Here is a 25,054-nt window from a genome sequence, read left to right as displayed (position 1 = left end):
CGTTTGGACGCGCGCGTCATTCCCCGTCGCGCGCCGGCGCGAGGATCTCGCGATTCCCGTTCGACGACATCGCCGACACGAGTCCCGAGTTTTCCATCTGTTCGAGCAGGCGCGCCGCGCGGTTGTAGCCGATGCGCAAATGCCGCTGCACCAGCGAGATGGACGCGCGCTTGTTCTTGATGACGACCTCGACCGCCTGGTCGTACAGGGGATCCGACTCGCCGTCGGCGCCGCCGGTTCCGCCCGCGCCCGCCGAGCCTTCGTCGCCATCGCCTGCGAGACCGCCTTCTAGAATGCCTTCGATATAGTTCGGCTCGCCGTGCTCCTTCAACTTGTCGACGACGCGATGCACTTCCTCGTCCGACACGAACGCGCCGTGCACGCGCACGGGCAAGCCGGAGCCCGGCGGCAGATAGAGCATGTCGCCCATTCCGAGCAGCGATTCCGCGCCCTGCTGATCGAGAATCGTGCGCGAATCGATCTTCGACGACACCTGGAACGCCATGCGCGTCGGCACGTTCGCCTTGATGAGCCCGGTGATCACGTCGACCGAAGGACGCTGCGTCGCGAGAATCAAATGGATGCCCGCCGCGCGCGCCTTCTGCGCGATCCGCGCGATCAGCTCTTCGACCTTCTTGCCGACGACCATCATCAGGTCGGCCAATTCATCGATCACGACGACGATGTTCGGCAGGCGCGTGAGCGGCTCGGGATCATCCGGCGTGAGGCTGAACGGGTTCGGAATCTTTTCGTCGCGCTTCTTCGCTTCGTCGATCTTCGTGTTGAAGCTCGCGAGATTGCGCACGCCCATCTTGCTCATCAGCTTGTAGCGGCGTTCCATCTCCGCGACCGCCCAGTTGAGCGCGTGGCCGGCCTGCCGCATGTCGGTGACGACCGGACACAGCAGATGCGGAATGCCTTCGTAGACGCTCATTTCGAGCATCTTCGGATCGATGAGGATGAGGCGCACCTGATCCGCGCTCGCCTTATACAAGAGCGAGAGAATCATCGCGTTGATGCCGACCGACTTGCCCGAGCCCGTCGTGCCGGCGACCAGCAAGTGCGGCATCTTCGCGAGATCGGCGCAGACCGGATTGCCGCCGATGTCCTTGCCGAGGCCCATCGTCAGCGGTGATGCGCCGTTCGCGTAGACCTCCGAGCCGAGAATTTCGGAGAGCTTGACCGTCTGACGCCGCTGATTCGGCAATTCGAGCGCCATGAAATTCTTGCCCGGAATCGTCTCGACGACGCGAATAGACACGAGCGACAGCGAGCGCGCCAGATCCTTCGCGAGCCCGACGATCTGACTGCCCTTCACGCCCGTCGCCGGCTCGATTTCATAGCGCGTGACGACCGGCCCCGGATACGCGGCCACGACGCTCACATCGACGCCGAAATCCTTCAGCTTCTTCTCGATGAGGCGCGACGTGTATTCGAGCGTATCGGCGGCGATGGTTTCCTGCGTCTTCGGCGGCGGATCGAGCAACGCGAGCGGCGGCAAGGTGGAATCGCCCGGCAGATCCTTGAAGAGCGGCACCTGCTTTTCCTTCTCGGCGCGCTCGGAGCGCGCGGGCGCGGGCGCCGCGGGCACGATCATCACCGGCTCGTGCTCCTCGCTCTTTTCACGCGAACGCACCACTTTGACTTCGCGTGTCGAAGCGGCCGCTTCGCCGAGCTTGCGGTCGCGTCCGGCTTCGCGGCGCAGTTGCGCGCCGGTGATCGCGTTCAGAATGCCGTCGCCGATCTTTTCGCACACGGACAGCCACGAGAAGCGGAAATAGAGCGAGAGGCCGATCGCGAGCGCGATCAAAAGAAACAGCGTCGCGCCGGTGAAGCCGAGCGCATGCGAGACGTGGCGCGCGACGACGTCGCCAACCACGCCGCCCGGCGCGCGCGGCAACTGGACCTTGAGCGACCACATGCGCAGCGCCTCGATGCCGTCGCTCGCGAGCAGCACGAGCACGAACGCGAAGGCTTCGGCGAGCCAGGTGCGGTCTCTGGGCGCGTCTTCATCCACGGCGGGCGGCTGTGTGATTCTTCGATAATTCGCGACGATGCGCCGCGCGAGCAGCACGATCAGCCAGTACGAAGACAGCCCGAAGACGAGCAGCAGAATATCCGACGTGTACGCGCCGACGCGCCCCGCCCAGTTCGAAAAGTGATCGACGCTCACGGCGTGCGTCCAGCTCGGGTCCTTGCGGCTGTACGAGAGGAGCGCCATCACGAGGAACAGTCCGAGGGCGACCTGGAGAATCCATCGAATCTCGGTGAAGAGCCGCGACATGCGGTGCGGCAATGCCTGCGGGCTCGCGGAATAAGTAGCTTTGGCCATTGATTCGGTGTCGCTTTCTTGCGGCCACCCGCGTCTCGCGCAGGGCCGCATGGAACGGTGGCCTATTGTAAACGCTGCATTGCAGTGAAAGGCGCAAAAACGGACGGCTTCTTGCAACCTGTAACACTCGTCACGCCTGCGTCATGTGCCCGAATCTTTGCGCTTCACCTATCAATCCGATTGAAAGGTTCACTCGGAAGGCTTTTCCATCGGCCTTTATAATCCCCCTTTTGCACCTAAATACGGTTCAGCGGAAGCCTTGGCGCGTCTTTGCCGTCACTGTTTTGCGTCGATATTGCTGCATCGCAGACACAACGCGTGCTTCCGAGCTGACCATCAATAACGGACCATCATCATGTCTTCGCCCAAACACGCCAAAGTGCTGATTCTCGGTTCCGGCCCCGCCGGCTACTCCGCCGCCGTCTACGCCGCGCGCGCGAACCTGTCGCCGCTGCTCATCACGGGCCTTGCACAAGGCGGCCAGCTGATGACCACCACGGACGTCGAGAACTGGCCGGGCGATCCCTCGGGCGTCCAGGGCCCCGAACTGATGCAGCGTCTCGAAGAACACGCGCGCGCGTTCAACACCGACATCGTCTTCGATCACATCCACACGGCGAAGCTCAACGAGCGTCCGATGCGCCTCATCGGCGACTCGGGCGAGTACACGTGCGATTCGCTCATCATCGCGACGGGCGCATCGGCGCAATATCTCGGCGTACCGTCCGAAGAAGCGTTCATGGGCAAGGGCGTGTCCGCCTGCGCGACCTGCGACGGCTTCTTCTATCGCAACGGCGAAGTCGCCGTGATCGGCGGCGGCAACACGGCCGTCGAGGAAGCGATCTATCTCGCGGGCATCGCGAAGAAAGTGACGGTCGTGCACCGCCGCGACAAGTTCCGCGCCGAGCCGATCCTCATCGACCGCCTGCTCGCGAAGGAAAAGGAAGGCGTCGTCGAAATCAAATGGAACCACGTGCTCGACGAAGTCCTCGGCGACAACACAGGCGTCACCGGGCTGCGCGTCAAGGACACGCAAACCGGCACGACCACGGACATCGCGCTGCAAGGTGTGTTCGTCGCGATCGGCCACAAGCCGAACACCGATCTTTTCGCGGGCCAGCTCGAAATGAAGGGCGGCTACATCATCACGAAGGGCGGCACGAGCGGCGACGCCACGGCGACGAGCATCGCGGGCGTGTTCGCGGCGGGCGACGTGCAGGATCATGTCTATCGCCAGGCGATCACGAGCGCGGGCACCGGCTGCATGGCCGCGCTCGACGCGCAGCGCTATCTCGAGACCATCAACGAGACGCCGACGCCGCACTCGATGAGCCACGAAGCGGATCGCTGATCGATCTTTCGAGGCCGGCGACACGCGACGAGCCGGTAAAATGGACATCGGCCATCTCGCGTAAAACGCGCTGTCGACAACGGGCCACGGTTCGCGCCGCTGGCCCGTTTTTGTTCCGGCGCGCCGCGCTTGAAACCCGCGTGAACCCGATTCCGACGATTTCCGCTGGCCGAACGATGCCGAAGAATCTTCCTCACCCCAACGACCCGAAAGCCCGGCAAAAACCTGTGCCGCGCCCTGTCGCCCCCGCCGCAAGCAAACCGGCCGACGCGCGCGAGCTCGCCGCGGCAGTGAAGCGCGATGGCCTCTCGGGGCTGTCATCGCTGAAAAGCGCGCTGAAGGCCGATGCCGAAAAACGCGAAGTGCAGCGCGTGGCGGCGGCGCGCGCGCAACGCGAAGCCGTCGCGGATGCCGACGAGTTCCGCCGCGCGATCGGCGAAGTCGAGCCCCTCAAGACGCCGCCGCGCACGACCCTCACGCGCGTGCCGCCGCCGCCCGAGCCGCTGCAAAGCCGCCGCGACGAGGAAGCCGTGTTGCAGGAAGCGCTGTCCGACGAATACGACCCGGAAAGCCTGCTCGATGTCGATGAAACACTGTCCTACTGCCGTCCCGGCATCAGTCAGGAAGTCGTGAGGAAGCTGCGGCGCGGCGCGTGGATCGTGCAGGCGCAGCTCGATCTGCACGGCATGCGTCGCGAGGAAGCGCGCGAGGCGCTCGCGGAGTTCATCCGCGAAGCCGTGAAGCGCGGTTTGCGTTGCCTGCGCGTGATTCATGGCAAGGGGCTCGGGTCCATCGGCAAGGCGCCGGTGCTGAAGGGCAAGGTGCGCGCGTGGCTCGTGCAGAAGTCGGAGGTGATCGCGTTCTGCCAGGCCCGGCCGCACGACGGCGGCGCGGGCGCGGTGCTCGTGCTGCTGCAGCCGGGCGGCGCGCCGCGGCATCACAATCATCCGCAGGACAAGACGCCGCACAAAGGCCCCGCGACGAACTCAGATCCGGGGCCGGACAGTGCATCCTAGACTCAACCTCGCCATAGCCATCATGGAGGCGCTCGCGATTTTCGCGTACGCCTTCTCCGGACTCCTCGAAGCCCGCAAACGCCGGCTCGACGCGGTCGGCGCGTTTCTCGTCGCGCTCGTCACCGCGTTCGGCGGCGGCACGGTGCGCGACGTGCTGCTCTCGCGCCGCCCGTTCTACTGGGTCGAGCATCAGGATTACGTGCTCTTCATCTTCGCGATGGCGATCTTCGCGCCGCTCTTCCTGCGCGTGACCTCGCGTCTCTTCGATCAGCGCGCGCTGCTCGTCACCGATGCGATCGGGCTCGGCCTCTTCAGCGTCTCGGGCACGTCGATCGCGCTCGACGCGCAGATGCCCGCCTTCACCGCGACGATGATGGGCGTCGTGACCGGCGTGTTCGGCGGCGTCCTGCGCGACGTGCTCTGCAACGAAATCCCGCTGATCCTGCGCGACTCGCGCCCCTACGCGGTCTGCGCGTTCGCCGGCTGCTGGATCTATCTCGGGCTCGAGCGGCTCGACGTCGACACGATCTACAACGTGCTCGCGTCGACGGCGTTCATCCTGCTCGCGCGCCTCGTCACCTACAAGTTCGATATCCGGCTGCCGCATTAGGCGCATCGGGCGCGGCGCGCGAAACGGGCGGCAAAACCCGTCCTTTTGCTACAATCGCGGAGTTTTCCTGCCCCGCATCCGGCCGCGATGCCGTCCGCTCCGGTCGCCCTCCGGCCGTCATTACGCACACAGAACATGAACATCGAGCAAGCGCGTTTCAACATGATCGAGCAACAGATTCGTCCGTGGGAAGTGCTGGACCAGGACGTGCTGAACCTGCTCGCGATGGTCAAGCGCGAGAACTTCGTTCCCGCCGCGTACCGCAACATCGCTTTCGCGGACCTCGAAATTCCGCTGCCCGGCGGCGAGCGCATGCTCGCGCCCAAGGTCGAAGCGCGCGTCCTGCAAGAGCTCGCGGTGCACAAGGGCGAAACCGTGCTGGAAATCGGCACGGGTTCCGGCTACATGGCGGCGCTGCTCGCGCATCTCGGCCGCAGCGTGAGGACGGTCGAAATCGCGCCGGAACTCGCCGATTTCGCGAAGCAGAATCTCGCGGCGAACGGCGTGACGAACGTGGACGTGATCACCGGCGACGGCGCGCGTGGCTGGAATCAGGGCGCGCCCTATGACGTGATCTGCGTGTCGGGCGGGCTGCCGGTCATTCCGCAGGAATTTCTGGAACAACTGAAGATCGGCGGGCGCATCGCGGCGTTCGTCGGCGCGGCGCCGGTCATGAAGGCGCAGATCATCACGCGCGTGGATGAAAAACAGTTCCGCGTGTCGGATGTGTTCGAAACGCTCGTCGCGCCGCTGAAAAACGCGGTGCATCCTTCGCTTTTCAAGTTCTAAGCCGAAAGCGCGGTGCCGGCTGGCCGGTCATCGCGCGTCTTGCCGGAATCCCCATGCAAAACCTCACCGCACCCGAACTCGCCGCGTGGCTCGCGGATGCTTCGCGCCCCGCTCCCGTTCTGCTCGACGTGCGCGAGCCCTGGGAGATCCAGACGGCGCAGATGGCGAACATCGTGTCGATTCCGATGCGCGATATCCCCGCGCGCAGCGAGGAGCTCGACGACGAAGCGCAGATCGTCTGCATCTGTCATCACGGCGCGCGTAGCGCTCAGGTGGCGATGTTCCTGGAATCGCGCGGCTTCACGCAGATGTTCAACCTGTACGGCGGCATCGATGCATGGTCGCGTCAGGTCGATCCCGCGGTTCCCACGTACTGATCCGCGTCAGGTCGTGCCGCGGCCCGTGCCGGTCAACCCGCGCTCGACCACAGCGCCGTGCCCTGCGGCGAATAGATGACGAGATGCCCGTCCTTCTGAATCAACGCGTACGAGCCGGGAACGTTGGTGCGCGTCTGCCAGACCATCGCGCCATTGCTGTCGTACATGGCCAGATTGCCGTCCTCCTGCATGCGCAACTCGACGCCCGGCGTGCCGCTCACCTTCGATGACCAGATCGCCGTGCCGTTCAGCACCGCGACGAGATAGCCGTCTCCCTGCACGTTCAACTGCACGTTGCCGCTGCACGCCGGAAGCGATCCGCCCATCGCCATGCCCTCACCCATCGAGAGGCGGCCGCACGCGCTCGCCGAACTGATTCGCGGCAGCGCGGAGAACCACGACAGGTCGGCTGCATTGGCGATCGCCTGCATGCCCGCGTCGTTCGGATGCAGATCGTCGCCGCTGTTGTAGAGCCGCACGAAGGCGGAGGAATTGCCGCTGCCCGGCGGATCGCCCAGCGCCGCGGCCTGATCGAGCACGGCGTCGCAACCGCTGCTTTTCTGATCGCGCAGGAAGGCGTTTACCGTCTGGCGCGTGTTCTCGATGTCAGGCGTCCATGCATCCAGGCCTTCGATGGGCGTGAGCGTCGAGCAGACCGCCATCACGTGCGCCTGATTCGCCTGCCACACGAGTTGCTGATAGGCGTCCATGATCCGCTGCGCGGCCGGTGGATCGCCGCTGATGAGATTGTTCACCGCGTCGTCGGAAATGATCACCCACTTCACGTTGGTCTGTCCGAGCACGTCGCGGGCAAAGCGCGTCAAGCCGGCCTGGCCGTTGCTGTCCGTGAAGAGATTGTTTCCGCTGATGCCCTGATTCAGCACGCCGACCGTCATGCCCGCACGGTTCAGCCGCTCCGCGAGCCGGTTCGGCCAGCGGCGGTTCGTGTTGGGCGTGGACGCGAAGCCATCCGTGAGCGACGCGCCGAACGTCACGATCGCGCCCGTCGCAGCGGCGTTCATCACGTCGACGGCAGTCAGAAAGTAGTACGACTGCTCGCCCGCCGCGTTCACGACGCCGGCCTTGAACTCGGTGTCGGCGCTGACGTCGCCGGGCGCGATGTAGTTGTCCTGCAAGCCCTGCATGTGGCCGGTCGAGCGCGGCGGCGTCTTCGACGGAACATGGAAGCTGATGGCGAGGTCCGCGAGGGCCGGCACCTCGAACGCGACGGCATCGCTTTGCACCGTGCCGCCCGCGGCAATCGTCACATACGGCTGCCCATTGAACCTCACCGGCTTATCGGTGCCGGCGATCGTGCGCGCGCCGCTCGCACGGCGAGCAATATGCACGTCGCCCAGCGTGACCGGCTGCGCGCCGAAAAGGTTGGAAAATGTCAACCGCGCCGCCGTGCCGCCGATGCTCGTATGCACGATGTGGCGGATCGTCTGGTTGTTGAAGCCGGGATCGCCCGTGACGTCGGGCGAGGCCGCCCAGGTGCCGGTCCACGGCGCGCTGGTGATGACGCCCTGCGCGAAATAGTGCGATGTATCGGGCCACGACAGAAAGACAGCGAGCGCGAGTCCGATGAACGTATGAAGCCGTCGTTTCACTGCGCCTCCGTGTCCGATGGCAGCGACCAGCGAATGCGCGCGCCATCATTCAAATTGTTAGAGACGAACTAGATCATGTAATCCGATCAATAGCCGTGCGCTGGCGTACAGACAGCGCAAAACCCGCGCCGAAAAAGAAAGAGCCGCATGAACGTTCGTCATGCGGCTCTTTCGTCGAAACGCCCGAAGCGTTGCGTATCAGACGATGTTCATCGCCAGCGCGCTCGCGCGGTAATGCTCCGCCGCCTTCTCCGGGTCACCCAGTTGCTCGTGCAGACGGGCAAGCGCGCGATGCGTGCGGATCTTGAGCGGCTCGTTGTTTTCGGTATCGGCGAGCTTGAGCGCCGATTCGAGGAACGCTTGCGCCTTGCCCCACAGCTGTTGATGCAGGCACAGCCGCCCGAGCGTGAAGAGCAGATCGGCGTCTTCGGTGCGCTCCTTCTGCCACGCTTCGGCGCGCTGGATCAGCGGGAAGGCATCGCCGCCGACGACGCAATCCGGATAGCGCCGCAAGAGGCGCGCGTCCCAGTTGTGCGCGAGCGCATCCTCGACGATCTTCTTCGCCTCCGCGCGGCGATCGAGCGCGATCAGCAATTCGGCGGCGAGGTCGGCGAGACGCGGCGACTGGCGCTCCGCCACCGAGAGCGACTGCCACAGTTCGAGCAGCGCATCCGGATTGTGACGCCGGTCGCGCAGCAGGTTTTCCGCCGCCACCTGACGCAGCCGCACCGCGACCGCCGGATGCAGCGCCTCGCGCTTTTCCAGCATGCGCACGAGCTTCAGCACCTCGCCCCAGTTCTTCAACTGCTGCTGCGCGCGCAGCGCGATCTGCTGCGCGTGGATGCGCCGGCCGCCCTGCGCCTGCATCTCGGTGAGCGCGACGAGTGCGCCGTCGGCGTCGCGGCCATCGGCGCGCATGTCGGCGGTCGCCATCAGGCGCGCGTCCTGCCAGTCCGCGCCGGCAACCTGCCCGAGCCATTCGTCGCGGCGCGCGTACTCGTGCAGACGATGCGCCGCGTTCGCGCCGATGAGCCCCGCCGCGCCCTTGTTGGCGTCGGCGGAAAGCGCATCGCGCGCCGCTTTCTCGGCCTTCGAGAAACGCCCGGCGTACAGATGCCCGATCGCATCGCGCAACGAAGCATTCGCCTTCGCGAGCTTGCTACGCGCGCGGTATGCGGCGACGCGCGAAGGCATTTTCCACACGCCGCGCACCGCGCGAATGATGCCGTAGAGCACGATGAACAGCACGACGAGCGCCACCACGAACAGGTTGAGCGACACGTCCACGCGGTACGGCGGCATCACGAGCAGAATCTGTCCGCCGTTGAAACCGCCGACGGTCGCGACGATCACCGCGACGGCGAACAGCAGCGCGAGCCAGATGAGTCCACGAATCGTCATCATCCGCCTCGCTTGAACTGATGGACGGCGGCAAGGCTCGCGTTCAGATTCGGCACGGCGACGGCGAGCGACGCCTGATCGACCTGCTTCACGAGATCGCGCACGGCCTGCACTTTTTTGGACGATGCGTCGAAGTAGCGCGCGAGCGCGGCGTCGGCGGCGTGCAGGTCCGACTTGAGCGTCGGCTCGCTGCGCGAGAGCAGCGACAGGCGCGCGGACAAAAGGCGCAGCTTCACGTTCTCGCGCACGAAGTAACCCTGATCGGGCGATGTGAGCATGGCGTCCGCGCTGTCGATGCGCCGCACCGATACGAGGCTCGACAACTGCTGGCCGATGCCGCTCGTGATCTGACGCCACAGCACCTTCCAGCGCGGCTCGCCGGTCGCCGCCGCAATCGATGCGCTATCGGCGGGCTTGGCGGCCTGCGCGCGGGCGGGCGCGATCGGCGCTTCGCCGGCAAGCGGCAACTGGCCGATCTGGTCGATGGCCGTGTCGAGCTTGATCGCGAGACCGGTGAGATCGGTGGTGGGCGCGGACTTGAGCTTGTCGATGTCCGCCGCGATCGCCTTGCGGATCGCCACCACTTGCGGGCCGGTGGTCGAAGCAAGGCGCTCGTCGGCGCTTTGCAGCGCGAAAAGCGCAAGCTGCACATTGCCGGTCAGTTGCAACTGCTGGCTCGCGCTCGACAGAATCTGCTCGACTTCGGCGACGGTCCAGTCGTCGCGATTGCTCGCGAGATCCTGATACTGCTGCTGCAGCGCCTGGCTGTGCGCTTCGGCGTCGGCGAGCTTGCCTTGGAGCTGGATGATCTGCGTGTTGAGCGCGGTGGTCGCGCTCGCGGCCTGATCGGCCTTCGCGCGCAGATCGGCGTTCTGCTCGTCGGCTTGGGCGACACGTTGCGACAGTTGCGCGCCGGCGCGGTCGAACTTGCGGTTCAGCACGAACGCGCCAGCGCCCGCGGCCACCGCCAGAATGACGACGACGAGCCACAACAACACGATGCCCACGCCGCCGCGACGCTTCTGCTGCTCGAAAGGCGTGAACGGCGTGTTCGGCGGCAAAGGCGGTGTCACGTTCGGCTGAGGTGAAGCTTTCTTGGAATCGTTCGAATCAGTCATGCGTGATTGAGCCGTTTCATAGGCCGTTTGGTGAGCCGGCGCGGTGGCCGGATTGGCGTCCGTCGGCGCGGATGTCGAATGGATCGAACCCTGGATCGAACTCGATGCGCTCGCTCGTGCGTGAGCCTCCGAATCGCGTTGCGTTTCTACTACGGCCGGGAACAGCGCTGCCAGCGAATGTGCGATGCGTTCGTCGCCCGCGCCGGACACCGTAATCCTATCAAAACCCGCTCCCCGCGCGGCTTCGGCGATGCGCGGATGCGGGCACACGAGCGGCGCGCGCTTCAGGCGCGCGATTTCGTCGGCGGTGAGATGTTCGTGCGCGAGCTCGGCGAGATTGCGCACGCCTTCCGAGCTGGTCAAAAGCCACGCCTGGGGCTCGCCCGCCAGCAGCGCGTGGATGCGCTCCCATTTCTGCATCGACGGTTCGGGCAGCACGCGGCGATACGCCGTCGCCTTCTCGACCTTCGCGCCCGCTTCGGCGAGCCGCTCCGCGAGCCATTCGCGGCCGCCGTCGCCACGCACGATCAGTACGCGCTTGCCTTTCAGACCGGTCGTGCCGAAATGCGCTTCGATGGCCGCATAGAGCGCTTCGGAATCGAAGCGCGGATCGGCATCTTCCGTCGACGGGCTGATCACGCGATGCGAAGGCCCGTGCACGCCCTGGCGCGCGAGCGCCGCGACCGAGCCGGGACCGACGACCGCGACGGGCAGATCTACGGGCCACGGCGCGCCGAGCCGGCTGAACGCATGATCGATCGCATTCGGCGACACGAACACGACGAGCGCGTAGCGTTCGGGGCCAGCCGCGTTCGGCGGCAGATAAAGCTCGTCGAGCGCGGCGCGCAGCGGCGCGTCGTCGTCGACGGGCGCGATGTCGATGAGCGGAAATTCCAGCGTACCGAATCCGGCGTTCGTCAGCAGCGCGAGCAACGCGGACGACTGTCCGCCCGGACGCGTGACGACGACGATGGCGCGGCGCTCGCCCGCCATCAGGACTTCGGCCCCGAGGGCGAGGTGTTCGGGCCGTCCGTGCGGCTCATCGTCGTGAGCGCATTGACGATGTCGATCGCGCCCTGCGCTTCGAGATCCGCCGATACGCGCTTGCCGAGCGCGAGCGCGCCGGCGAGATCGGGCGAACGGACGGTCTCTTCGGCACGCAACACGCGACGGCCATCGGGCATCGACACCGCGCCGCGCAGATGCAGCGCGCCGTCGCGCCAGACAGCGTGCGCGGCGAGCGGCACTTCGCAACTGCCGCCGAGCGCGCGCGACACCGCGCGTTCCGCTTCGACCGCGAGCGCGGTGGCTTCATCGTGCAACGGCGCGAGCCATGCGGCCATGTCCGCGCGATCGGCGCGAATCTCGATGCCGAGCGCGCCCTGCCCCGCCGCCGGCAGACTGTCCGCCGGATCGAGCAGCGCCCGGATGCGCGCTTCGAGACCGAGGCGCTTCAAACCAGCCGCCGCGAGAATGATCGCCGCGTACTCGCCGCGATCGAGCTTGCCGAGCCGCGTGTCGAGATTGCCGCGCAGCGGACGCACGTCGAGATGCGGAAAGCGCGAGCGGATCATCGCCTCGCGGCGCAAGCTGGACGTGCCGACGACGCTTCCCGCCGGCAACGCTTCCAGCGATGCGTATTCTGGCGACACGAACGCATCGCGCGGATCTTCACGCTCCAGAATGGCGCCGAGCGCGAAGCCTTCGGGCAGCTCCATCGGTACGTCTTTGAGCGAATGCACGGCGAGATCGGCGCGGCCATCCGCGAGCGCGGCTTCGAGCTCCTTCACGAAGAGACCCTTGCCGCCGACCTTCGACAACGTGCGATCGAGAATCTGATCGCCGCGCGTCGTCATTCCGAGGATTTTCACGTCGCAAGATGGATATAATTTGTGCAGCGCACACCGCACATGCTCGGCCTGCCACATTGCAAGCCGGCTTTCCCGCGAAGCGATCGTGATGCTTGCGGGCGGTGTCGTGGAATGCGTCTCGGAATTCATTGATGCTCGATCGAATGACGGGATGGATGAATACACATTAGCGAACAATGGTAGCACGCACGCCAAGCTCCACCGACACACGGGCAGCGCGCGAGAGCCTTGTCCGGTGCGCCTTTCAGGGCGTCCACGGTGCGTTTCCACCGGCGTGAACGGCAGCGGTTGCCGGCTCGCGCGCGATGAGCGCGCCAGGGCGCCCGGAATGCCGCGGCATGCTGTCGCCGGTTTGACGCACGGCCGTTCGCGCGGCCCGCGGTTTCCTGTCCGATGCAGCGCCTCCAAAGGTCGCGGCATCCCTGTCGATGTGCCTGGCTTCGCAGCTTCTGAGAGGAACCCAACGTGACGTCTTCTGGATCGGCTCGCCCGACGCGCCGCAACGCCGCATTGCCCCAGTCTTCCTCCTCCGACGCGCCCCGTCCGGCGTCGTCGCCCATCGTCACGAAAGCCGCGACGGCCACGAAAGCATCGAAAGCGGTGAAAGCGGCAATGCCGCTGAAGGTCGCGAAGAAAGCCATCGCCGCCAGGACGAAAGCGCCGCGTGCGAACGGCGCGCCCGTGCCGAAGACCGCGAGCCGCACGCGCGACGACAAGGACCGCCCGCTCTTCGAAGACATTCGCTATCTCGGCCGCCTGCTTGGCGAAGTGCTGCGCGAACAGGAAGGCGACGCCGTGTTCGATGTCGTCGAGGCCATCCGTCAGACGGCCGTGAAATTCCGCCGCGAGGACGACAGCGAAGCCGCGCAGACGCTGGAGAAGAAGCTGCGCGCGCTGTCGCCGGAACAGACGGTGTCGGTCGTGCGCGCATTCAGCTATTTCTCGCATCTCGCGAACATCGCGGAAGACCGTCATCACAACCGCCGCCGCCGCATCCACGCGCTCGCCGGATCGGGCTCGCAGCCGGGGACCATCGCCTATGCGATCGAGCGCATGCGCGAGCACAAGAACATCAGCGCGACGCGCAAGATGCTGGAAAAATTTTTCGGCGATGCGCTGATCGTGCCCGTGCTCACCGCGCATCCGACCGAGGTGTCGCGCAAGAGCATTCTCGATGCGCAGCACGACATCGCGCGTCTGCTCGCCGAGCGCGACCAGGAACTGACCGCGCGCGAGCGCGCCCGCAACGAAGCCGTGCTGCGCGCGCGCGTGACGTCGCTGTGGCAGACACGCATGCTCCGCGACACGCGCCTTAGCGTGACCGATGAAATCGACAACGCGCTGTCCTACTATCGCGCGACCTTTCTCGCTGAGATTCCCGGACTCTACGCCGACATCGAAGCCGCGCTGGCCGAGCACGGCCTGCCCGTGCGCCTGCCGCCGTTCTTTCAGATGGGAAGCTGGATCGGCGGCGACCGCGACGGCAATCCGTTCGTCACCGGCGAAACGCTCGAAACCGCGATCACGCGTCAGGCGATCGTGATCTTCGAGCACTATCTCGAAGAGGTGCACAAGCTCGGCGCGGAACTGTCCGTGTCGAACCTGCTCGCCGGTTCGAGCGATGCATTGAAAGCGCTCGCCGATGCCTCGCCCGACCAGTCGCCGCATCGCACGGACGAGCCGTACCGGCGCGCGCTCATCGGCATCTATACGCGGCTCGCGGCGAGCGCGCGCGTGCGGCTCGGCGAAGGCGTCGTTTCGGTGCGCAGCGCCGGACCGGGCGCGCCGCAGATCCGCGCGACGCCGTATGCCGATTCCTCCGAGTTCGTGCGCGATCTGCACGTGCTGGTCGATTCGCTCGCCGAGCATCACGGCGAGTCGATGTCGATCCTGCGCCTGTCGCCGCTCGTGCGCGCGGCCGAAGTGTTCGGCTTTCATCTCGCGAGCATCGACTTGCGGCAAAGCTCGGATATCCACGAAGCCGTGATCGCGGAACTGCTCGCGCGCGCGGGCGTAGTCGCGGATTACGCGTCGCTGTCCGAAGAGCAGAAGCGCGAGGTGCTGCAGAAGGAACTCGCGCAGCCGCGTCCGCTGCGTCTGCCCTATGCGCAATATTCCGATCTCGCGAAAAGCGAGCTCGGCGTGCTCGAAGCGGCCCGCGAGACGCGCGAGAAATTTGGCGCGCGCGCGGTGCGCAACTACATCATTTCGCATACGGAGACCGTCAGCGATCTGCTGGAAGTGATGCTGCTGCAGAAGGAAACGGGCGTGCTGCAAGGCTGCCTCGGCGCGAAGGACGACTCGCCGCGCGACGGCCTCATGGTCATTCCGCTCTTCGAAACCATCGCCGACTTGCGCAACGCGCCCGTCATCATGGGCGAGTTCTTCGCGTTGCCGGGCATCGGCAAGCTCATCGAGAATCAGGGCAACGAGCAGGAAGTGATGCTCGGATATTCGGACAGCAACAAGGACGGCGGCTTTCTCACGTCGAACTGGGAGCTGTATCGCGCGGAGCTGGCGCTCGTCACGCTCTTCAACGAACGCGGCACGACCCTGCGCCTGTTCCACGGCCGCGGCGGCACGGTCGGACGCGGCGGCGGCCCGACGTATCAGGCGATCCTGTCGCAGCCGCCCGGCACCGTCGACGGACAAATCCGCCTCACCGAGCAGGGCGAAGTGATCGCGAGCAAGTTCGCCAATGCGGAAATCGGGCGGCGCAATCTGGAGACGGTGGTCGCGGCGACGCTCGAAGCCTCCGTGCTGCCGCATGAAAACGCGCCCGCGCAACTGCCGCAATTCGAAGCGGCGATGCAGACGCTCTCCGATTCCGCGATGGCCGCGTACCGCGCGCTCGTCTACGAGACGCCCGGCTTCACCGACTACTTCTTCCTGTCGACGCCGATCTCGGAGATCGCGGAACTGAACATCGGCAGCCGGCCGGCGTCGCGCAAGCTGCAAGATCCGAAGCAACGCAAGATCGAGGATCTGCGCGCGATTCCGTGGGGCTTCTCGTGGGGACAATGCCGTTTGCTGCTCACGGGCTGGTACGGCTTCGGCAGCGCGGTGACCGCGTATCTCGACAAGACGGATTCGGACGACGAGCGCGCGAAGCGCCTCGCGATGCTGCGCAAGATGCACAAGACCTGGCCGTTTTTTAAGAACCTGCTGTCGAACATGGACATGGTGCTCGCGAAGACCGATCTCGCGGTCGCGTCGCGCTATGCGCAGCTCGTCGGCGACAAGAAGCTGCGCAAGCTCGTCTTCGACAAGATCGTCGCGGAGCACCAGCGCACGTGCGATGTGCTCGGCGAAATCACCGGCAAAAGCGATCGTCTCGCAGACAATCCCTTGCTCGCGCGCTCGATCAAGAACCGCTTCCCGTATCTCGATCCGCTCAATCACCTGCAAGTGGAACTGCTCAAGCGCCACCGCGCGGGCGATCAGAACGTGCGGCTGCGGCGCGGGATTCACCTCACGATCAACGGTATTGCGGCGGGGCTTCGCAATACCGGCTGATTCTTCGGCCGATCGAAGCGGCGTCTAATCGCGCCGCTTCGCCTCGATCATCATCGCGTCGAGCTCGAACGAGCCATCTTCCTTCACGCCGAAATACTGGCGCACTTCGTCGGGCGCGCTCGTCCACATCGACCTGATCGCCGTGATGCGCTCCGGCGGCGTGCGCATGCGCGCGACCCACGATTCGAATTCGAGCGGAATGCGCCAGCGTTCGGTCACGCGCGCGTCGAAGCCGGCGGCATCAAGCATCGCGATCCATTCGTCGGCGCGATAGTCGCGGATATGCGACGCATCGCGCAGAAGTTCGATGGCCTGGATATGCGTGTCGTAAAGCGGATCGTCGATGCCGGCGATATCGATGAACTTCAGCCGCCCGCCGGCTTTCAGCACGCGATGCGCTTCTTTCAATGCGGCCGGGACGTCTCGCCAGTGATGCGCGCTCATGCGGCTGATCGCCCAGTCGAACGACGCGCCAGCGAATGGCAGCGTCTCGGCCGCGCCCTGCTGCGTGCGGATCGTCGTGAGGCCGCGCTCTTTCGCGGCGGCATCGACGGTCGCGAGCATTTGCGGCGCGATGTCGTAGGCGACGACTTCGCGCACGTGCGGCGCGACCGCAAAGCTCGCGTGACCCGCGCCGCAGCCCATGTCCAGCACGCTCGCGTGGCCGCCTGTGGCCGCGAAGGTCGCGGCGAGATTCTGCAAATCCGCGCCGCTCGCGTGGACCTGGCTCGTGAGATAGGCCGCGGCGGTCGAGCCGAAGGCGTCGGCGACCTGGTCGTGATGTTTCATCGTGGGCTCCGGGTTCGTTATGGGCTTATGTCGCTACCCGCTACAATAGAGCGCGCTTGGTACCAGTACAAGTTGAGCAGATATCCTGGTATCAGAAACACCAGCCGATGCAGTCCGTATGAGCCACCCTGACACTCAAGCACCCCACATCGAAACGGCCGCGCACGCGCTGGGCGAGTTCATCCGCGCGCATCGCGAACGGCTTTCGCCGCAGGCCGTCGGACTCGCGCCCGGCCCGCGCCGCCGCACGCCGGGATTGCGCCGCGAGGAAGTCGCGCAACTGTGCGGCGTGAGCCCGACCTGGTACACGTGGATCGAGCAAGGGCGCCCGGTGTCGGCATCCGCCGATGCGCTGGCGCGCATCGCGGTCGCGTTGCAGCTTTCGCGCGCCGAACGCGCGTATCTGTTCGAGCTCGCCGCCCAGCGCGATCCCGCCGAGCCCGATCCCGCGTCGCAGGACGCGCCCGCCGCGCTGTTGCAGACGGTCGGTCTGATCGGCGCGCCGGCCTACGTGCTCGATCGTCAATGGAACGCGCTGCGCTGGAACGAGCACGCGGCCGATCTTTTCGTCGGCTGGCTCGACGACGCGAACGACCGCAATCTCCTCACCTACACCTTCACGTCGCCCGCGGCGCGCGCTTTGATCGTCGACTGGGACACGCGCGCGCGGCGGCTCGCGGCCGAGTTCCGCGCCGATTCGATCCGCCATCTGAACGACGCGCCGACACGCGCGCTCATCGATTCGCTTTCCGCCGCAAGCGATGCGTTCGCGCGCTACTGGGCGTCGCAAGACGTGTTCGAGCGCGAAGGCGGAGAACGCGCGTTCAGCCATCCGTCGCGCGGGCGTGTCGTGTTCAATCAGATCACTTTCAGACCGGCGCATCGCGAGGATTTGAAACTCGTGATTCTCGTCGGGTCCGAATCCGAATAGCGTCAAATGTTAAAATTTTGGCCTTCCCGAAGCTCAAACCGCTGAGAAAATCACCATGACGTCCCAACTTCACAAAAAAGGCGAAGCCTGGTCGGCTCGCTTCTCCGAACCGATGTCGGAGCTCGTCAAGCGTTATACGTCGTCGGTGTTCTTCGATAACCGTCTTGCACTCGTCGATATTCAAGGCTCGCTCGCGCATGCATCGATGCTCGCGGCGCAGAAGATCATCAGCGCGGACGACCTCGCCGCCATCGAGCGCGGCATGGCGCAGATCAAGGGCGAAATCGAGCGCGGCGAGTTCGAGTGGAAGCTGGATCTGGAAGACGTGCATCTGAATATCGAAGCGCGTTTGACCGCGCTGATCGGCGATGCCGGCAAGCGCCTGCACACCGGCCGCTCGCGCAACGATCAGGTCGCGACCGATATTCGTCTGTGGCTGCGCGGCGAAATCGATCGCATCGGCGAGTTGCTGAAGGATCTGCGTCTCGCTCTGATCGATATGGCCGAGAAAAACGCCGACACCATCATGCCGGGCTTCACGCATTTGCAAGTCGCGCAGCCGGTGACGTTCGGGCATCACCTTCTGGCGTACGTCGAAATGTTCTCGCGCGACGCCGAGCGCATGCAGGACGCGCGCAAACGCGTGAACCGCCTGCCGCTGGGCGCCGCGGCGCTCGCGGGCACGAGCTATCCGATCGATCGTCACGCGGTCGCGAAGACGCTCGGCTTCGACGACATCTGCGCGAATTCGCTCGATGCGGTGTCCGACCGCGACTTCGCGATCGAATTCACGGCGGCGGCCGCGCTCGTCATGACGCACGTTTCGCGCTTCTCGGAAGAACTCGTGCTGTGGATGAGCCCGCGCGTGGGCTTCATCGATCTGGCGGACCGTTTCTGCACGGGTTCGTCGATCATGCCGCAGAAGAAGAACCCCGACGTGCCCGAACTCGCGCGCGGCAAGACGGGCCGCGTGAACGGTCATCTGATGGCGCTGCTCACGCTGATGAAAGGCCAGCCGCTCGCGTACAACAAGGACAATCAGGAAGACAAGGAACCGCTGTTCGATACCGTCGATACGGTCGCGGACACGCTGCGCATCTTCGCGGAAATGGCGGCGGGCATCACCGTCAAGCCGCAGGCAATGCGCGCGGCGGCGCTGCAAGGGTTTTCGACGGCGACCGATCTCGCGGATTATCTCGTGAAGCGCGGCCTGCCTTTCCGCGACGCGCACGAAGCGGTCGCGCACGCGGTGCGTATCTGCGATGATCGCGGCTGCGATCTCGCGGATCTGTCGCTGGACGCGATGCGCATCGAACTGCCGAACGTCGCGCATCTCATCGGCGAGGACGTGTTCGGGCATCTGACGCTCGAAGGCTCGGTTGCGAGCCGCAATCATCCGGGCGGCACCGCGCCGGATCAGGTGCGCGCGGCGGCGCGGGCGGCGCGCGCGGCATTGAACTGAAGCGCTGCGCTTTTGCTGAAAACGGACTCTTTCGGGAGTCCGTTTTCTTATTCGACGACGGTATATGGCTCGAATGGATAATCCGTCATCGAAGCGATGATTGTTCCGCGGATCAGTTTCTGCGTCGCGGGACGAGGTTCATCGAATGTTCATTTCAGCCTCCGCAATATTTCTGAATGCGCGATAAACGGGGCATTAAGATATCGCGCGGGTTTCGGCCATTGAAATTCAATAAATCAATTTGATAGGAAACCTAATATTGAATATGGCTTGCCTAGCGGCATTGGTTGGATTATCAATATATCCCACACCCAACTATAAGCCGCTCGTTAAAAGACGCATCCGGCGCGGAAAAATACCAAGAACTGAAATCATCAGAAAACCACACCAGTGAGGCCGCGACCATGAAGCGTCTTGGCAAGCAGTCCAAATCAACCGCACTCGTGCTCACCGCACTCGTCGCATATTCGGTCACCGCATGGAGCGCCGAATGGGCGGAAGGCACGACGTACCCGGCTGGCGCGACAGTCACCTATAACGGCCACTCATACCAGGCGCTTCAGGCGCACACGGCGTATCCCGGCGCCGGTTGGACTCCTGCCTCGACACCGACGCTGTGGAAGGATCTTGGCGCTTCGGGCGGAACGCCGTCGCCGACGCCCACACCTGCGCCGACACCGACGCCGACACCGACGCCGACACCGACGCCGACACCGACACCAACTCCCGCACCAACGCCTACCGCATGCTTCGCGGCATGGTCTGCTTCGCAGGTCTATGCTCAGGCGGGGTCGAAGGTCACGTACAACGGGCGCAACTATCAAAACAAGTGGTGGACGCAAGGAGAGAATCCGGCGCAATCCGGAGCGTACGGCGTGTGGCAGGACATCGGCGCATGCTCCGGTTCGCCGACGCCCGCTCCCACGCCGACACCGACACCGACGCCGACGCCCACACCCACGCCGACTCCTACGCCAACGCCAACGCCAACGCCAACACCAACGCCAACGCCAACGCCAACGCCAACACCAACGCCAACGCCAACGCCAACACCAACGCCAACACCAACACCAACACCAACACCAACACCAACACCAACACCAACACCAACACCGACGCCAACACCAACACCGACTCCAACGCCCGCGCCGGTGCCAACGCCAGCCCCCACACCCGCCCCCAGCCCCGCGGGCGCGCGCGAAGTCGGCGGTTACTTCGCGCAATGGGGCATCTACGATCGCAATTACAAGCTCAAGGATGTCGACACGACGGGATCGGCCAAGCTGCTCACTTTCATCAACTACGCGTTCGGCAATCTCTACCAGAAGAACGGCGGCTACGAGTGCGGCATCGTCAACAAGGCCGAACCGGGCGCGAGCAATCCGAACGCCCCGGATGCTGGCACTGGCGGCGATCAATGGGCCGACTATGGAAAGAACTTCGGTGCGAACGAGTCCGTCAACGGCAAGGCCGACGCCTGGGATGCGCCTCTCAAGGGCAACTTCAATCAGCTCAAGTTGCTCAAGGCCAAGTATCCGAATCTGAAGATCATCATTTCACTCGGCGGATGGACCTGGTCCAGATGGTTCGCCAAGGCGGCGGCGACCGACCCGTTGCGCAAGCAGCTCGTTTCGTCTTGCATCGATCTCTATCTCAAAGGCAATCTGCCCGTCGACACGGGTTCCAACACCGGAGGCAACGGCGTGGCGGCCGGCATCTTCGATGGCATCGACATCGACTGGGAATTCCCTGGCGGCGCGGGTCAGCCGTACAACGCCGTCGATCCGAACGACAAGCAGAACTACACCCTGCTTCTCGCCGAGTTCCGCAAGCAGCTCGACGCGTACGGAGCCCAATCGGGCAAGCGCTATCTGCTGACCGTCGCGATCGGCTCGGGCACCGACAAGATCGAGCACACCGCGCCGGGCGAATACAGCAAGTCGCTCGACTGGATCAACATCATGTCGTACGACTTCCACGGCGGCTGGGAATCGACCGGGCCGACGGACTTCCAGGGGGCGCTCTATGCCGACCCCGAGAGCCCGAACTACAAGGCGGGCGGCTATGCCCCGACCTACAACGTCGACAGCTCGGTGAAGGCGCTGCTCAACGCAGGCGTGCCGCCGTCCAAGCTCGTCGTCGGCATTCCGTTCTACGGGCGCGGATGGACGGGCGTTGCAGCGGGCGCGAAAGGCGACGGCCTCTATCAGAAAGCCACCAAGCCCGCGCCGGGCAAGTATGAGGAAGGCATCCAGGACTATCGCCTCCTGAAGGGCGCGGCCGGCACCTTGCGCGAGCACCCGGTGACGAAAGAGTCGTACAAGTACGACGGCTCGACGTGGTGGTCCTACGACTCGCCCACCGCCGTGCAGATCAAGATGGACTACGTGAAGGCCAACAACCTGCGCGGCGCGTTCGCCTGGGAACTCGACGGCGACGGCCCGAACTCGGAACTACTGAAAATCATGGGCGACGGACTCAAGTGAAATCCAGGGCAAGCGCGCGATCGCCCGCGCAATGAGGCGATCGCGCGCGTGGCGAAGTAATCGAACCGACGGGGGCAGCCATGCACGAACGATTGTCCGTATCGAAGGCACGGCTCGGGCGGCGCGGCATCGGGCTGCGCCGGCGCGCTTTCACCTTGCTCGAATTGCTGGTCGTTCTGCTCATCATCGCGCTGCTGGCGGGCTACGTCGGGCCGAAGCTCTTCGGCGAAGTGGGCAAGGCGCGCAGCAAGACGGCGGCCTCGCAGATGAAGGGCATCGAAAGCGCGCTCGATCGATACCGGCTCGACACGGGCCGCTATCCCGGCACCGACGCCGGACTCGCCGCGCTGATGACCAACGTCGGCAACACGGCCGGCTGGGACGGCCCCTACATGAGCAGCCAGATCCCGAACGATCCGTGGGGCAAGCCTTATATCTATCGCTCGCCTGGCGAAGGCGGCAAAGACTATGACCTGATGACCTACGGCGCCGACGGCAAACCGGGCGGAAGCGGCGAGGACGCGGACATCGTCGCCAAATGACGTGCGCGGCGGCCGTCATGCGATATCGCGTTCGTGTCGACACCGACAGCGGCCCGCAGGAACTGGATCTCGACGCCGCCGACGAAGCGCAGTTGCGCCAGAGCGTGGCCGCGATGGGACTTTCGCTGATCGAGGCGACGCCCGTCGGCAAGAAGACATTGGCGCTGTCGTTCAGGAAGCCGGTGTTCGAGCGCGCGCTCTTCACCCAGGAGCTGATCGCGTTGCTCGAAGCGGGCCTGAGCCTCGTCGAAACCGTCGAGACGCTGCGCGACAAGAGCAAGGAAGGCCTCAACCGGACGGTGCTGCAGAAGATCGTCGACGCGCTTTATGAAGGCGAGCCGCTGTCGCGCGCGCTCGAGCGTCAGACCGAGCACTTTCCGCCGCTCTATGTCGCGACGGTCGCCTCGGCCGAGCAGACCGGTCACCTCGCCGAGGCGCTCAAGCGCTATCACCAGTACGACGCGCGGCTCGCGGCGGTGCGCAAGAAGGTCATTTCGTCGATGGTGTATCCGTCGATCGTCATCGCGGTGGGCGCGTTGATCATCCTGTTCATGGCGTTCTACGTCGTGCCGAAGTTCAGCCAGGTCTTCGCGACCATGAAGGACATGCCCTTCACCGTGCGCATGATGCTCGCGTGGGGAAATCTCGTGGAAGCGCACGGCGGCGTGCTGCTCGCCGGGCTGTTCGCCGTGATCGCGGGCGGGCTCTGGTCGCTGAAAAATCCGAACGTGCGCGGCAGGCTTTTCGCGGCATTTCTGAGCCTGCCGAAACTCGCCGATTATCAGCGCCTCTTCGCGTTGACGCGCTTCTACCGCACGCTCGGGCTTTTGCTCGCGGGCGGCATGTCGATGGTCGCGTCGATGGAACTGTCCGCGCAACTGCTGCCAGCACAGATGCAGGCCGCGCTCGCCCAGGCGCTCGACGAAATCCGCGCGGGCAAGCCGCTGTCCGGCGCGCTGCCCGCCGCGAATCTGACGACGCCCGTCGCGGAGCGGCTGATCCGCGTCGGCGAGCAGAGCGGCGAGCTCGCGGGCATGGTCACGCGCTCGGCCGAATTCTGCGACGAGGAGCTGGATCGCGCGATCGACACGCTGATGCGCGTCGTCGAGCCGGTGCTGATGCTGGTCGTGGGCGGCATCGTCGGGACGATCATCTTTCTGCTCTACATGCCGATTTTTCAGCTTGCCGGAAGCGTGGGTTGAAATCATGGAACAGCCGACCGAAACACCCGTCCGCGCGCAGCGCCCGAAACAGCAGCAGTTCTGGGACGACGCCGCGCACGATCCCGCCGACTATCTGAAGAGCGTCACGCAGGCGATCGGCCTCACCGGATTCGACGCCGATGCGCTCGAAACGCTCGAGCCGCGTTTCGATCTCCTGCCCTTCGGCGAAGCGATGTCGCGCCGCTGCCTGCTCGCCGCGGGAAGCGATGCGCGCCTGTGGCTCGTCCTCGCCGATCCCTTCGATCCGAACCTGCGCGCCTGGACGATGCAGCGCGTGAAGAAGCCCTTCGCGTTCGCGTTCTGCGTGCCGGCCGAACTGATGGCGTATCTCGCGCTGCACGAGTCGGCGCATCAGGCGCTCACGCACATCAGCGTCGATACGAAATCGGCGGCGACGAGCGAAGCGGGCGTCGAGATCACGCTTGCGACGCTCGCAGCCGACGTGCATCCCGTGATCCGGCTCGTGAACTCGTCGCTGTACGACGCGCTGAAGGCGCGCGCGTCGGACATTCATATCGAGAGCACGGCGGCGGGGCTCGTCATCAAGTACCGCATCGACGGCGTGTTGCAGGAGACCGCGTCCGCGCCGGGCGTCGATACGGCCGAGCAGGTCCTGTCGCGGCTGAAGGTGATGGCCGATCTCGACATCGGCGAGCGGCGCATTCCGCAGGACGGGCGCTTCAAGGCGGTCATCAGTCAGCGCGAAATCGATTTTCGCGTGTCGATCATGCCGTCGATACACGGCGAGGACGCGGTGCTGCGCGTGCTCGACAAGCAGCGCGGCGAGGCCGGCGCCACCACGCTCCGGCTCGACGCGATCGGCCACGAGCCGGAGATCGTCGATGCGATCCGCGCGATCGCGCACGAGCCGTACGGCCTTCTGCTCGTGACCGGGCCGACCGGCTCGGGCAAATCGACGACGCTCTACGCGACGCTCACCGAGATCAACACCGGCGACGAAAAAATCATCACGATCGAAGACCCGGTCGAATACGAGCTGCCGGGCGTGCTGCAAATCCCGATCAACGACAAGAAGGGCCTGACCTTCGCGCGCGGCTTGCGCTCGATCCTGCGCCACGATCCGGACAAGATTCTCGTCGGCGAAATCCGCGATGGCGAGACCGCGGGCATCGCCGTGCAGGCCGCGTTGACCGGCCACCTCGTGCTGACTTCCGTGCACGCGAACAACGTGTTTTCCGTGCTCGACCGTTTCCTGCACATGGGCGTCGACATGCACAGCTTCGTCGATGCGCTGCTCGGCGCGGTCGCGCAGCGCCTCATGCGCAAGAACTGCCCGCGTTGCGTGCGCGACGACACGCCGCCCGACGAAGCGACGTTGCGCGCTTCGGGACTCACGCCGGAACAGGTCGCCGACTGGCGTTTTCGCAAAGGCGCGGGCTGCGATGCCTGCCGGCGCACGGGCTATCTCGGGCGTCAGCCGATCGCGGAAGTGCTGCGCCTCAACGATGCGATCAAGCAATGCTTCGTCGAGCGGCGGCCGATCATGGAACTGAAGGCGCTCGCGTATGCGAGCGGTTTCGTACCGATCAGGCAGATTGCGCTGCGCGCCGTCGCCGATGGCCGCACGACGCTCGCGGAAGTCAATCGCGTGACGATGGTCGAGGCCTGA

At 65.2% G+C, this 25,054-nt stretch carries 19 protein-coding genes and 1 pseudogene; 13 read left to right on the top strand and 7 right to left on the bottom strand.

Translation table 11 applies throughout. The annotated features are described in order from the left end of the window. Positions 1–16: 16 nt before the first annotated feature. A complete protein-coding gene (locus AWB75_RS21330; RefSeq protein WP_061126088.1) occupies positions 17–2,332 on the bottom strand; it encodes a DNA translocase FtsK in 2,316 nt (771 codons plus the stop codon). A gap of 355 nt (positions 2,333–2,687) precedes the next feature. On the opposite strand from AWB75_RS21330, the gene trxB reads away from it, so the two are divergent. The 5 genes from trxB (at position 2,688) to AWB75_RS21305 (ending at position 6,475) form a co-directional block, all read left to right on the top strand. After that, entirely contained in the window at positions 2,688–3,683 is a 996-nt protein-coding gene (gene trxB / locus AWB75_RS21325; protein WP_061126051.1) for a thioredoxin-disulfide reductase, read from the top strand. A 176-nt stretch (positions 3,684–3,859) separates the two neighbouring features. Continuing rightward, entirely contained in the window at positions 3,860–4,699 is an 840-nt protein-coding gene (locus tag AWB75_RS21320; RefSeq protein WP_061126087.1) for a Smr/MutS family protein, read from the top strand. Beyond that, complete coding sequence (locus AWB75_RS21315) at positions 4,689–5,309, top strand: trimeric intracellular cation channel family protein (protein ID WP_061126050.1); 621 nt, start codon at positions 4,689–4,691, stop codon at positions 5,307–5,309. Before AWB75_RS21320 ends, AWB75_RS21315 begins: the two co-directional genes overlap by 11 nt. A gap of 135 nt (positions 5,310–5,444) precedes the next feature. After that, positions 5,445–6,098: a protein-L-isoaspartate O-methyltransferase family protein gene (locus AWB75_RS21310; RefSeq protein ID WP_061126049.1), complete on the top strand. Its 654-nt coding sequence runs from the start codon at positions 5,445–5,447 to the stop codon at positions 6,096–6,098. A 53-nt stretch (positions 6,099–6,151) separates the two neighbouring features. After that, on the top strand, positions 6,152–6,475 hold the full coding sequence (locus AWB75_RS21305) for a rhodanese-like domain-containing protein (RefSeq protein WP_061126048.1): 324 nt from the start codon (positions 6,152–6,154) through the stop codon (positions 6,473–6,475). A gap of 32 nt (positions 6,476–6,507) precedes the next feature. On the opposite strand, the gene AWB75_RS21300 is transcribed toward AWB75_RS21305, so the two are convergent. The 4 genes from AWB75_RS21300 to hemC form a co-directional block, all read right to left on the bottom strand. Then, entirely contained in the window at positions 6,508–8,085 is a 1,578-nt protein-coding gene (locus AWB75_RS21300; RefSeq protein WP_061126047.1) for a GDSL-type esterase/lipase family protein, read from the bottom strand. A 198-nt stretch (positions 8,086–8,283) separates the two neighbouring features. Then, a complete protein-coding gene (locus AWB75_RS21295; protein WP_200823015.1) occupies positions 8,284–9,486 on the bottom strand; it encodes a heme biosynthesis protein HemY in 1,203 nt (400 codons plus the stop codon). Beyond that, entirely contained in the window at positions 9,486–11,597 is a 2,112-nt protein-coding gene (hemDX, locus tag AWB75_RS21290) for a fused uroporphyrinogen-III synthase HemD/membrane protein HemX (RefSeq protein ID WP_087086723.1), read from the bottom strand. The genes AWB75_RS21295 and hemDX overlap by 1 nt, the downstream gene beginning before the upstream one ends. Next, complete coding sequence (gene hemC / locus AWB75_RS21285; protein WP_061126045.1) at positions 11,597–12,604, bottom strand: hydroxymethylbilane synthase; 1,008 nt, start codon at positions 12,602–12,604, stop codon at positions 11,597–11,599. Before hemC ends, hemDX begins: the two co-directional genes overlap by 1 nt. Positions 12,605–12,940: 336 nt before the next feature. On the opposite strand from hemC, the gene ppc reads away from it, so the two are divergent. Then, the gene (gene ppc / locus AWB75_RS21280; protein WP_061126044.1) at positions 12,941–15,991 is read left to right on the top strand and encodes a phosphoenolpyruvate carboxylase; all 3,051 of its coding nucleotides are present in this window, start codon (positions 12,941–12,943) and stop codon (positions 15,989–15,991) included. Positions 15,992–16,015: 24 nt separating this feature from the next. On the opposite strand, the gene AWB75_RS21275 is transcribed toward ppc, so the two are convergent. Next, entirely contained in the window at positions 16,016–16,780 is a 765-nt protein-coding gene (locus AWB75_RS21275; RefSeq protein ID WP_061126043.1) for a class I SAM-dependent methyltransferase, read from the bottom strand. A 118-nt stretch (positions 16,781–16,898) separates the two neighbouring features. Between AWB75_RS21275 and AWB75_RS21270 the strand changes: the two genes are divergently transcribed. From AWB75_RS21270 to AWB75_RS39300, 3 genes and pseudogenes are all read left to right on the top strand, one after another. After that, positions 16,899–17,711: a helix-turn-helix transcriptional regulator gene (locus AWB75_RS21270; protein WP_061126042.1), complete on the top strand. Its 813-nt coding sequence runs from the start codon at positions 16,899–16,901 to the stop codon at positions 17,709–17,711. Between the two features lie 55 nt (positions 17,712–17,766). Beyond that, the gene (gene argH, locus AWB75_RS21265) at positions 17,767–19,173 is read left to right on the top strand and encodes an argininosuccinate lyase (RefSeq protein WP_061126041.1); all 1,407 of its coding nucleotides are present in this window, start codon (positions 17,767–17,769) and stop codon (positions 19,171–19,173) included. A 404-nt stretch (positions 19,174–19,577) separates the two neighbouring features. Beyond that, positions 19,578–20,045, top strand: a pseudogene (locus AWB75_RS39300) (carbohydrate-binding protein); the annotation flags it as partial. Between the two features lie 97 nt (positions 20,046–20,142). Here the strand turns inward: AWB75_RS39300 and AWB75_RS38610 are convergent. After that, on the bottom strand, positions 20,143–20,313 hold the full coding sequence (locus tag AWB75_RS38610) for a hypothetical protein (RefSeq protein WP_235012191.1): 171 nt from the start codon (positions 20,311–20,313) through the stop codon (positions 20,143–20,145). Positions 20,314–20,324: 11 nt separating this feature from the next. Here AWB75_RS38610 and AWB75_RS38605 point away from each other — a divergent pair, with 11 nt between their 5' ends. The 4 genes from AWB75_RS38605 to AWB75_RS21245 all read left to right on the top strand — a co-directional run bounded on the left by AWB75_RS38605 (position 20,325) and on the right by AWB75_RS21245 (position 25,054). Beyond that, positions 20,325–21,659 carry a glycoside hydrolase family 18 protein gene (locus AWB75_RS38605; RefSeq protein ID WP_235012190.1) on the top strand — a complete coding sequence of 445 codons (1,335 nt, stop codon included), beginning with the start codon at positions 20,325–20,327 and terminating at the stop codon, positions 21,657–21,659. Between the two features lie 80 nt (positions 21,660–21,739). Beyond that, the gene (gene gspG / locus AWB75_RS21255; RefSeq protein ID WP_061126040.1) at positions 21,740–22,201 is read left to right on the top strand and encodes a type II secretion system major pseudopilin GspG; all 462 of its coding nucleotides are present in this window, start codon (positions 21,740–21,742) and stop codon (positions 22,199–22,201) included. A gap of 17 nt (positions 22,202–22,218) precedes the next feature. Then, positions 22,219–23,403, top strand: a complete 1,185-nt coding sequence (locus tag AWB75_RS21250) for a type II secretion system F family protein (protein WP_061126083.1) — start codon at positions 22,219–22,221, stop codon at positions 23,401–23,403. A gap of 4 nt (positions 23,404–23,407) precedes the next feature. After that, positions 23,408–25,054, top strand: coding sequence for a GspE/PulE family protein (locus AWB75_RS21245; RefSeq protein ID WP_061126039.1), 1,647 nt, complete (start codon positions 23,408–23,410; stop codon positions 25,052–25,054).

Source organism: Caballeronia catudaia, assembly GCF_001544755.2.
GTDB lineage: Bacteria > Pseudomonadota > Gammaproteobacteria > Burkholderiales > Burkholderiaceae > Caballeronia > Caballeronia catudaia.
The sequence above is the reverse complement of the archived record's forward strand: the minus strand, read 5'-3'. Positions and strand labels throughout refer to the sequence as shown.